6 protein-coding genes are annotated in these 11,056 nt (G+C 55.6%); 4 read left to right on the forward strand and 2 right to left on the reverse strand.

Annotation, left to right across the window (positions count from 1 at the left end; translation table 11 throughout):
- On the forward strand, positions 1-1,914 hold a 1,914-nt coding region (locus VGE80_RS16595; protein ID WP_440593439.1), incomplete at its 5' end, for an FtsK/SpoIIIE domain-containing protein.
- Between the two features lie 152 nt (positions 1,915-2,066).
- Here the strand turns inward: VGE80_RS16595 and VGE80_RS16600 are convergent.
- Positions 2,067-2,453, reverse strand: coding sequence for a cupin domain-containing protein (locus VGE80_RS16600; protein ID WP_373652025.1), 387 nt, complete (start codon positions 2,451-2,453; stop codon positions 2,067-2,069).
- Between the two features lie 394 nt (positions 2,454-2,847).
- Here VGE80_RS16600 and VGE80_RS16605 point away from each other — a divergent pair, with 394 nt between their 5' ends.
- From VGE80_RS16605 to VGE80_RS16615, 3 genes are all read left to right on the forward strand, one after another.
- Positions 2,848-4,128: a Gfo/Idh/MocA family protein gene (locus VGE80_RS16605; protein ID WP_440593440.1), complete on the forward strand. Its 1,281-nt coding sequence runs from the start codon at positions 2,848-2,850 to the stop codon at positions 4,126-4,128.
- A gap of 84 nt (positions 4,129-4,212) precedes the next feature.
- On the forward strand, positions 4,213-4,839 hold the full coding sequence (locus VGE80_RS16610) for a hypothetical protein (RefSeq protein WP_440593441.1): 627 nt from the start codon (positions 4,213-4,215) through the stop codon (positions 4,837-4,839).
- 65 nt (positions 4,840-4,904) lie between these two features.
- Complete coding sequence (locus VGE80_RS16615; RefSeq protein ID WP_440593442.1) at positions 4,905-6,170, forward strand: outer membrane protein assembly factor BamB family protein; 1,266 nt, start codon at positions 4,905-4,907, stop codon at positions 6,168-6,170.
- A gap of 229 nt (positions 6,171-6,399) precedes the next feature.
- On the opposite strand, the gene VGE80_RS16620 is transcribed toward VGE80_RS16615, so the two are convergent.
- Positions 6,400-10,344, reverse strand: coding sequence for an autotransporter domain-containing protein (locus VGE80_RS16620; protein WP_440593443.1), 3,945 nt, complete (start codon positions 10,342-10,344; stop codon positions 6,400-6,402).
- Positions 10,345-11,056 lie beyond the last annotated feature (712 nt).

An 11,056-nucleotide genomic window follows, 5' to 3' on the forward strand; every position in this document is an offset into this window, starting at 1 on the left:
CGAGTCGCGCCGCAGGACAGCGAACTCTGGAAAGGTGATAGCCGCAAGGGAATCGATGTTCCGATTGGTCGGGCCGGAGCCACCAAACTGCAGTATTTGCGGCTGGGAAAAGGAACTTCGCAACATGTGCTGATCGCCGGAAAAACGGGATCGGGCAAATCGACGCTGCTTCACGCACTGATCACAAATCTTTCATTGTACTATAGTCCGGCCGAGGTGGAGTTTTATCTGATCGACTTCAAGAAAGGGGTCGAGTTCAAGGTTTACGCTGAAGAGCAGCTTCCTTCTGCTCGCGTGATTGCGATCGAGAGCGACCGTGAATTTGGTGTGAGCGTTCTGCAGCGACTGGATGCACTTTTACGAGATCGGGGTGAGCGGTTCCGTGCTGCACGAGCTCAGGATATCGCTGCCTTCAGGGATGCGCGCCCCGACGTCGTAATGCCCCGAACGTTGCTGCTGATCGACGAGTTTCAGGAGTTCTTCATCGAAGACGATGCGCTGTCGCAGCAGGCGTCGTTGCTGCTGGACCGGCTGATTCGACAGGGGCGGGCCTTCGGTGTGCACGTGCTACTCGGATCGCAGACTCTGGCCGGTGCATATTCCCTCGCACGAAGCACTCTCGGGCAAGTGGCCGTGCGCATCGCCTTGCAATGCAGTGAAACCGATGCGCATCTGATCCTGAGTGAAGAAAACACAGCGGCACGCCTGCTGACTCGACCGGGCGAAGCGATCTACAACGACGCTAACGGACTGGTCGAAGGAAACCATCCATTTCAGGTTGTCTGGCTTGATGAAGACGAGCGTGGGCAACGATTGAAGTGGATCCGCGAAGCGGCCAATATGCCGAACGAAGCGTCGGGACGTGATCCTCACGACACGACCAGCGGCATTTCGCCGCTGGTGTTTGAAGGAAATGTTCCTGCAGACATCAAGTCCAATCGACGTTTAACGCGACTGCTAGCGAAAAGTCGATTGGTGTCCCCTGCACTGGGGGCCGAGCGACAGCAGATCCCGGAACCATGGACCTGCTGGATTGGTGATTCGGTTGCGATGAGTGGACCCATCGAATTGAGATTTGGGCTTCGCGAAGGGGCGAATATTCTGATCGTCGGCAGGGACGACACGATGGCGCTGGGGGTGATGGCCGCAAGTGCGCTTGCGCTTTGTGCACAGGCCGCGGGACACGGACTTCATACTCACACTGTCCATCTGCTCGATGGAAGTTTACCGAACAACGCCTCTGTTCAAACCTGGCAGCAGTTAGTGTCGCTCTGGAATCGGCCACCTTCCAGGGACTCTGCGGCGAAACGCGAGAACATTCCCGAACACGCCAGCCTGATGCGAATCGCGTCTCCTCGTGATACAGCGACGGTCATGATTGACATTCTGGCCGAATTGCGTCGACGGGCGGATGAACCGGGCCCCCCCATTTTCCTGTTCGTTTATGACCTGGCACGGTTCCGCGATCTACGCAAATCAGAAGACGACTTCGGATTTGGGGCGAGCAGCGATAAACCGACGAACTCGGCTCAGGTCTTCGGCGAAATTTTGCGCGATGGACCTTCTGTCGGCATCTTCACGCTGGCCTGGGTCGATAGTTACGCAACGGCTCAACGCTGGTTGGCACGCGACCAGATGAACCGATTCGAACACCGGATTCTCTTTTCGATGAACGCGAATGATTCCGCCAGCCTTGTCGATAGCCCGCTGGCGGGAAGACTGGGAGAAAACCGAGCGTTGCTGTATCGCGGTGACCTGGGAACGCTTGAGAAGCTTCGCCCTTATTCCCCTCCCGCAGCGGAGTGGCTCGAAAGCTACGTGGACCGCGAATCTCGTGAGTCTTCGCCAGGGCTGGAACTGGAGGACACGGGTGCGGACCCGGTCGGTCACTCGGCACCCGAAGGTCATTCATGAGGGCGAATTGCGGTAACGGCGAGGGGGGCTTCGTCTGTCCCCCGTTCGCGCGCAGCGTGTGGCCGATTAACACCAACAAAACCCTGGCGAGACAATGAAGTTCGGTTGGTCGGGGTTCAACTTCCTGCTTGCGCTGATTTCAGGCCGACAGATTACTGGTTGCCGGCGGGCTTTTCAGCGCCTGAGTCAAGCGGCGGGATGTAGTGATTGGCCAAAGCGGCGTAGTCTTCGCGGACGGGGCTGAAAACGTCCATCACCAGACACGGACCATTAACGGCCACCGCGCGGTGGGGAACATTCGGCGGAATCAGGAACATTGATCCTGCTTCGCAAATTCGAGTCTCGTCCCCAATCGTCAACTGCATGGTTCCCCGGATCAGCATTCCCCCCTGTTCGTGGGGGTGTGAGTGCAGCGGAACTTCTGCCCCGTCCTCCATTTCCAGATATGACAGCATCATGTTTTCGCCGAACGGAGTTCGCATGCGACATCCGGGTACCGGTTCGATGGCAGGAAACTGTGAGATATCAATGAAACCCATTTGGGACTCCGGGGGCAGGCACCGTGGACTGGTTCCAGGAATGTCGTCAAAGGACCGGAAGGCATGCTATCGCGAGAAAACTTGATTCACAATTCCGTCATGGCGTTAACGCGACGTCGCACCGATCCCATTCGATTTCTTTCGATCTTTAGATTCATCGTGGTTGATCCATCGGAAATGAAAGGAAAAGCGTCCGAGGATCGTCCGTTCCTACCGCAAACTGCGCAAGCATTCCTCTGCAACTTTTCGGACCATTCATCAGCAATTTCTTTCCTGTATGACTTCGACTTTTCGCATCAAGCCGCAATGATGTTGTCGCCGCTGAGGACAGGGCAATTTCGTCGTTGATTTACGTCGTTGGTCATTTGTGAACCTGCTTGCCGAGGATTCCATTATGTGTGCGATCGACCGCCGTGAGTTTTTTCAGACCTCTTCGACACTGGCAGCAGCGGCAGTCCTTGCACCGGCGCTTTTTACCTCAGCCGCCGCTCAGGAAAGTACTGAGCGCGAACTGTCGGTGGGAGTGATTGGAACCGGCCGTGGAATGGCTCATGCCAACGCCGCGTTGAATGCATCGGGAGTGAAACTTGATTACGTCTGCGATGTAGACCAAAACCGTTTGGCGCTCGCGATGAAAACCGTCGAAGGTCGCGGAGCCAAGCCGCAGGGAATCACTGATTTCCGCAGAATGCTCGACGATCCCAAACTGGACGCAGTGTTCATTGCGACCTGCAATCATTGGCACGCACCTGCGACCATTCTCGCTTGCACTGCCGGTAAGCACGTCTATGTGGAAAAGCCGGGAAGCCACAACGCGCGTGAAGGGGAACTGATGGTTCAGGCCGCTCGGAAGAACCAGCGACTGGTTCAGATGGGAAATCAACGCCGTACGTGGCCGGCAATTCGAGAAGCCATCCAGAAGCTGCACGATGGAGTCATTGGAAAAGTTCTGTTTGCACGGTGCTGGTACACCGCAGATCGGACCTCGATTGGTCGGGGCAATGTGGTTCCTGTTCCGGACTATCTCGATTATTCGCTGTGGCAGGGCCCCGCTCCTGAACGTCCCTACCTTGATAACCTGGTTCATTACAACTGGCACTGGCGCTGGCATTGGGGGGGTGGGGAACTGGCGAACAATGGTATCCATACACTCGACGTGGCCCGCTGGGGTCTGGGAGTCGACTACCCGACGCAGATCAGTTTCCTCGGGGGCCGGTACCATTACGACGATGACCAGGAAACCCCTGACACGGGGGTTGCGGTCTTTCATTTCGGCGACAAAGGGTGCAGTTGGGAGGTGAGCAGTTGTCTTCCACGTCGCGACGAAAAGCTGGCCTCTGTCATTTTCTATGGAACGGAAGGAAGCCTGCATATCATCGATCCCGGCTACAAGATCCTGGACGCGAAAGGCAAAGAAATTGACAAAGGAAGCGGTATTGGAGGTGAACAGGAACACATCCAGAATTTCCTTTCAGCAGTTCGGACTGGTGTACCCCTGAATTCGGAAATCGAAGTTGGTCAGCGCAGCACCCTGCTTTGTCATCTGGGAAATATCTCATACAAACTGGGGCGCATGTTGCGATTCGACCCGGAAACGAAATCGATTGTCGGGGACGAAGAAGCAACTGCACTCTGGGGACGCGAGTATCGCAAAGGATGGGAACCAGTCGTGTGAACCGAAGGTACCCTTTGAGCGTTCTTCTCCAGGGAAGCTGCTGATAATCCAACCATGGGTCGCCGACAATTTTAGAGCGGAATTATGTCAACCAACGAATTTGATGGGTCACCGAAGACCTGGCCTCCTCTGGGAATGCCCACGGGAAGTGTTCGCGCGCTTCTGGTCCTGCTGGTGGTGGGTGTGGTCATCCTGAAACTGGCTCGAAACGATGCATTCGATCGAGAGCAGGATCTTTTATGGTTCGTGACGCTGCTGATCTCTTTGACGCACTACTTCGCGTCTCGACGATTCATTGCTCTTTCGTCCGATGTTCGGCGCGAATTAGAGGAAGACGGGATCATTGAACGAGAGCGTAACCCGCTCTTCCTGCCGCGAAACACGATTCGGATCGTGATCGTCGGGGCCTTCGGCTGGCTGGGTTACCACCTCTACACGCAGCATCGGCTGAACGATCATCATGCTGCATCACTACTGGGAATGATGGCCGCATTTCTGCTGGGGGTGACGGTTCGCACCATCAGCAACTGGTGGAATCGCCGCCGGGTCCGCACGTCAGGGACCTGGGGTGATCTGAAAGCGCTGGCTGCGCTGCTTCTGGTTCTGCTCGTCGCTGTCCCTGAATTTCTGGGTGGCGAAAGCAGAGGATTTCCTCCGGAATTCCACCGAGTCGCTCTTGGCTTTATGTTGTTTTACTTTGGTTCCCGGTAACGATTGATCCTTTAAGTGCATCTCTGGGCTTTCTAACTATGCGACGACTGATAACGGCAGGTGTAATGGCAACAGCGGGCCTGATGGCCTGTCTGACTGGTCTGGCTAACGAACCTCAATCGAAGGCCGGACAAGAGACATTCCAGTTCGCGAAAGACGACTGGCCCTGGTGGCGCGGGCCGCACCGAAACGGCGAAGCGGCGGCTGACCAGTCACCCCCGCTCACTTGGAGCGACACCAAGAACGTTGTCTGGAAGGTCGAGATTCCCGGAAAGGGGCACGGTTCCCCGATCCTCGTCGGCGATCGAGTGTTTCTGCTGACTGCCGAACATGACAGTGAATTCCAGTCCGTCCTCTGCCATGATCGCAAAAGCGGAAAGCAGCTCTGGAAAACCGAACTGCACCAGGGAGGATTGAACCTCAAGGGGAACACGAAAAGTACCCTGGCCAACTCAACCATGGCGTGCGACGGCGAACGCGTATTCGCGACGTTTCTGCATGATGGTGCCATCTATGCCAGTGCGCTCGACCTCGAAGGAAAACAGCTCTGGCAGACGAAAATCACGGACTACATCCTTCATCAGGGATTTGGTTCATCGCCCACGGTGTATGGTCCGCTGCTGATTGTCTCGGCCGATAACAAAGGGTCCGGTGCGATCGCCGGACTCGACCGAAAAACGGGAGAAATCGTCTGGAAGCAGGGCAGGCCCAAGCTGCCCAACTACACGTCGCCCATCATCTTGCATGTCGCGGGAAAGGATCAGTTGATCTTCAGCGGATGCAACCTCGTCACCAGCTTTGAACCTCTCACCGGTGAAAAGCTCTGGGAAATCAAAGGATCCACGGAAGAGTGTGTCACGTCGACAGTCACAGACGGCCAACTGATCTATACCAGTGGTGGATATCCCCGAAACCACCTGAGTGCGATTCGGGCAGACGGTTCGGGCGAGACGGCGTGGGAAAATGGAAGCCGCGTCTACGTTCCGTCGATGCTTCACAAAGATGGTTACCTCTATGCCGTTCTGGATGCAGGAGTCGCCATCTGCTGGAAGAGCGACACCGGCGAAGAGAAATGGAAGCAACGGATCGAAGGGACCTTCAGTGCCTCGCCTGTTCTCGTTGGCGACAAGATCTTCGCAACGAACGAAACAGGAACGACCTACATCTTCAAAGCAACACCCGAAGGTTTCGAAGACCTCGGTGAGAACAAGCTGGAAGATGAGGCTTTCGCGACACCCACAATTTGTGGCAACCGCATTTATTTCCGCGTTGCGTCACTCAAGCATGGCCACCGTCAGGAACTGCTGTACTGCCTGAGTGAAGACAAGTAACCGGTCACCAGGCGAATCCGACTTTCCGTCGTATCGTCATCCCCCACTGACCTTGTCGTCGACAAAAGTCAGTGGGGGATTTTGTTTGAACACCTACGGGGGTGTGCACTGGCCTTCTGACGAGACGAATCACACGTCAAACGCTACGGCGGCGGTACCTGATATGATTCTGGACTTCGACAGCGCGAACCCGCAGTGGAAAGAACGACAGGCATGGATCATCAGCGTCTCACCATGAGTACTGCAGCCCTCCAGAGCCGATCACGGCTGAATACCGCGTGGCAAACTGTCCGTCGACCGCTGCGTAGACGCTGAAACGGTCCGTGAAGTAGGCCGTCCCGTTCAATGACAGCAGGCCGAATTCACGCCCGGTGCTGTTTCCGGCCGTGGCGAACTGGACAGTGGGCGCCCCGGCGAACGACGACGACACCATCTGTGTTCCGTTCCCCCATTCGTGCTGATAGCTGGCGGCAAACGATGGAACGAACAGCACATCGCCCCACATCCGTTCGTCGTAGACTCTCGCTCCGAAACTGTTCCGGACGCTGTTGATCGACTGACCATCTGTTCGCAGGCTGAGACTGCCCGCCCCTGATTCGTTCACACCCTGCTGATCAATGTAGACGTATTGGAATCCGATGAAGGGCTGAAGCCGCAGTTCGTCGAAATCGAGGTTAATTCCCCCCTCGGTATAGTGAGACCATTGATTGCCACGACTTGTAGCGGTGGCGGTGTGGTGAATGTCCCCCAGATTCATCGGGCGTGAAAGGTCATAGTTGTTGTTCCCGTAGTAGTCCATATTCGAGAGGTAGGCTTCTTCACCACGAATCAGCTCGTACAGACCGACCTGATAGGAATTGATTTGTGCTGTGGAACTGTTCAGTCCGTTGTCGACCGACGTCCCGGCATAGCCACCAAGCAGACCAACCAGAAACTGTTCACCAAGCCACCGCTCGACACCGAACAAGGTCCCCCCGAGTCGGTAGTTGGATCCACCTGCGTTCCCATCGCTCGAAATACTGCCACCCAGGCCGTAGCCTTGAGCCCATGTCGACCACGGAGATGTCGCCGGAGGCAATACTCCCGCTGGATTGGAGCCCTGAGCAAATTCGTTGGCCTGGCTGGAAACAAGCCGCAAGGGGCTAGACGTTTGTGCGACCGCTGACGCCATGACACCGGGTGACTTGAGGCGAGCCAATCGGTTGCTGATCAGTTGAAGCTGGACCGTAGAGGTCTGCTTTTCGATCGTGGTCAGCGAGGGGTACAGGTCTGCGGAAAGCTGATTGAGTGCATACTGCACACCGCGAGGATTGACCAGCGTCAGGTAGCTAATTGCGTCAGCGTAATCTCCGGTCGCGGACCCGCTGGAGTAGTCAATGACCGACGCCAGGATTCTCTGGTTGGTGGTTCCGGCATAGGGCGACAGGTTTGAAGTGACCGTCAATGTGAGCTTGTCGTCTGAATAGTCAGGTGAAAAAGTAATAAGCTGGTTCGTCTGCGTCGCGAAGATGCCGTCGTAATGTCCCTCAATTCCCTCCTCAGCCCGGAGAAGCTCATACGTCTTGCCGACGTTCAGCACGGAATTTCCCAGGTTCAGATTCAGCTTCGTCCCTGACTCGATCTCGGCGGTTCCTTTTACGATGATGAGATCACTACCCGTCGCATTCAGATCCGCGACATAGCTGCTGCCTGTTTTTTGAGTCAGATCTCCCTGAATTGTCAGTGGTGATCCAATGGTGCCGGATGCGATTGTCCCCCCGGCTTTGATCGTCGTATCTCCCACTTTGCCGCCACCCATTAGTTTGGCACCGTTTTCGACATCGACGTCGCCGACGATCGATCCATTAACGATCAGGGTACTTCCGTCCCCCACCGTTGTGGTACCGGTGTAGGTATTCAGTGACTTAAAGACAACGGGCCCCGTGCCTGCGATCTCGACGTCACCGTCACCGGAAATCGTGCCGGTGAACAGGCCTGACGTGCTCTGATGGAAACGTAGCAGCCCACTGTTATCAATCGCCCCCTGCAAGCTGCTCGTCGTTCCAATCAAGGTGCTGTCTGCATGGATTGCAGTGCCGCCAAGATAGGTGTTTGTCCCCGAGAACGTGACCGAGCCCGCGCCCGTGATCAAGACACCGCCTGAACCTGCCATGTTCCCCGCATAGGTGCCTTCGAAGTTCTGGTCGAACGTTACGAGACCATCGTTCGCAATCGCCCCTTGCACACTGTTCGTGGTCCCAATCAGCGAACTGCCATGATCGATATAGGTCCCGCCGGTGTAAGTGTTCGTCCCGGTGAACCGAATGGGAGTGATCCCGCTGATCTCAACGCCACCTGTTCCCGACATGTTTCCGGAATACTCGCCGGTCTGATCAGAACCGCTGGGGAAAGTCATACTTTCCAGCCCCAGTGAATTATTGAACTGAACGAAACCGTTATTGGTGATGTTTCCTTGAATGCCTCGCGTCGAGCCTGCCAGCGTAGCACCGCTCTTGACGGTGGTGCCGCCGATGTAGGTGTTCTGTCCGGTGAAGGCCGTGATCCCAGGTCCTTCCACTTCTACGTGTCCGGATCCCGAAATAGCGCCTTCGAAAATGTTCGACACGGGCGGAAGGTACCCTGGCGCCACACGGTAAATCGGCGGAGTCACTGAGGGACCTTCCACGGTGACCTGCTGGAGTTGAAATGGACTGGGAATACTTTTGAAGACAAGTGTCCCGTCGTTATCAATTGATCCCTGCAGACTGCTGGCGTTGCCAATCAGAGTGCCCCCGTCTTCAACCTTTGTTCCGCCGGTGTAGGTGTTGTTACCGGTCAGATTGATTGCAGCACTCATGGCAACCGTGAGGCTTCCCTTCCCCGACATGTCTCCACTGTAGGTTCCGTTTCCGCCCGCGATGAATTGGACGGAGCCCTCGTTGTGGATCGTACCATGCAGGCTCTTGGCGGTTCCCAGCAGCGTACTTCCTTCTTCGATGGTGGTCCCCCCGGTGTAACTATTAAGTCCCGTGAAGACGACGGGGCCACTGCCGCTGATGAGGACCTTCCCCGATCCAGAGATATTCCCGCTGAACGCCCCTGTTGCGACTTGATTGAACTCGACTGTTCCGTCGTTCTCGATGACACCATGCAGGTTCGCGGTCGTTCCGATCAGGGTGCTGCCGGTATCAATGGATGTCCCACCCGTGTGAGAGTTCGGTGCCGTAAACGTGATTGGGCCGCTTCCACTAATCTGGACGTGGCCCGTCCCTGAGAACGTCCCCTTGAAGGTTCCCGCCTGCTGCTGATCAAACTGCACCGTCCCGTCAGTGAGAATCGAACCCTGCAGACTGTCGGTTGAACCAATCAACGTACTTCCCGCATTCACCAACGTGCCGCCGTCATACGCGTTCAGGCCGGTGAAAGTGACCGGCCCACTGCCGCTGATCACGACGCCGCCATGGCCGTAAATAGAGCCGGAATAGGTGCCTGCCGTGTCTTGATTGAACTCCAGCTTTCCAAAATTCAGAAAGTTACCTTGCAGGCTGCTGGTCGTTCCTGTGAGAGAGGCTCCTTCGGCGATGTACGTCCCATCGGAATAAGTGTTCGTTCCGCTGAACGTGACGGGGCCTTCGCCCAGGATCTGAACACTACCGTTACCCGACATATTCCCACTGTAGTTCAGCGGGTTCGGTGAATCGAAGGCAACGACCCCGTTGTTGAGGACATCGCCTTTGAGGCTGCCCGTTTTATCGACGAGAGTTCCACCGTTCACCGTGACTGGTTGGCCTGCATTGATGACGTTAAAGCTATGCAGTTCCACGGTCCCTTTGTTGATGACGAGTGGCTGGAACAGGGAATTTCCATCCACCGTTTTTGAATTGCCTGCCAATTTCACGACGGAGTCGCTGGCAATGTTGAGCGACTGCTGCGTCATCGTGAAGTTGTTCAGGAAATTGAGCGTGTAGTCTTTGTCCGGATTGGTATCAACGGCCTGAATCGCGTTGAGGAAGTCGGCCGAGGTGCCGATATCGAGAGTCTCTGCGAAACTGGATTGGCCGGAGCAGAATGCGACCATTATCGCAGCGACAGGGTGCAGCAGGTGAGTTCGCTTCCAAAACCCACGGCGCAAGACGTGGCGACTGAGTGATGCATTCTTCGTCAGAGACCCGTGGTTTCCGCCGCGTAGATTCATTCGAATTGCTTTCGCCTCTCGCAACTGCATTTGATCGACGAGCCTAAGAGACTCAACCATTCAAGGATGCAGCGGCGCGTTGTCCCCTTTCGACTTCACAGTCCACATCAGCGTTTTATGAAGGGAACCGAAGAGGATCAACGCGACTTTCATGCCGGACTAAACAGTACGAGCAGGCTCTGGTTTGCTGCAAATTCGCACCTTTTCTACACATACCAACGACGCATCAGCAGACGCTTTCTGAAACTCGCAGTTCTCTTACTCAAGCGAATTCATGTCTGCTGCCGCTTCTCCGGCGGAAGCTGCCGCTCGTTGCCTGCGTCCCTGACGCCCCTCGTTCTTCCGGCCGGTGATTCCGGCAATCGATTCGCTCGTTATTTCACTGCAGCAATCCTGCATCGTGCGGGTGGCGGCTAAGCGGACTGTCGACTCTGTCTGTGATCGTGTCGCGCAGGGAACGTTTCCAGAAGATTCTCACAATATAGCGATAACTGCGACGATCTTCGGATGGTGCATCAGAAACACACTTTATCAACCATGAATGCCGAACTTGAGTTGTACAGTGGGTTCAAGGACTTAGTAAAAGCACATCCCCGAAAGCTTAAAGCAAGCTGAATTTTCCTTACCGGAAGCAGCGGAACAATGCTATGGCAAGTGCTGGATTGTCACTTACTGATTGCAATCCCCCAGGTCCTTCTGGATGATGCTATGG

Source organism: Schlesneria sp., assembly GCF_036405755.1.
Taxonomy (GTDB): Bacteria; Planctomycetota; Planctomycetia; order Planctomycetales; family Planctomycetaceae; genus Schlesneria; species Schlesneria sphaerica.

What these genes read in the sequence shown, in the direction of transcription:
- VGE80_RS16600 (WP_373652025.1), bottom strand. Translation starts at nt 2,453, where the DNA reads ATGGGTTTCATTGATATCTCACAGTTTCCTGCCATCGAACCGGTACCC.
- VGE80_RS16605 (WP_440593440.1), top strand. Translation starts at nt 2,848, where the DNA reads ATGTGTGCGATCGACCGCCGTGAGTTTTTTCAGACCTCTTCGACACTG.
- VGE80_RS16610 (WP_440593441.1), top strand. Translation starts at nt 4,213, where the DNA reads ATGTCAACCAACGAATTTGATGGGTCACCGAAGACCTGGCCTCCTCTG.
- VGE80_RS16615 (WP_440593442.1), top strand. Translation starts at nt 4,905, where the DNA reads ATGGCAACAGCGGGCCTGATGGCCTGTCTGACTGGTCTGGCTAACGAA.
- VGE80_RS16620 (WP_440593443.1), bottom strand. Translation starts at nt 10,344, where the DNA reads ATGAATCTACGCGGCGGAAACCACGGGTCTCTGACGAAGAATGCATCA.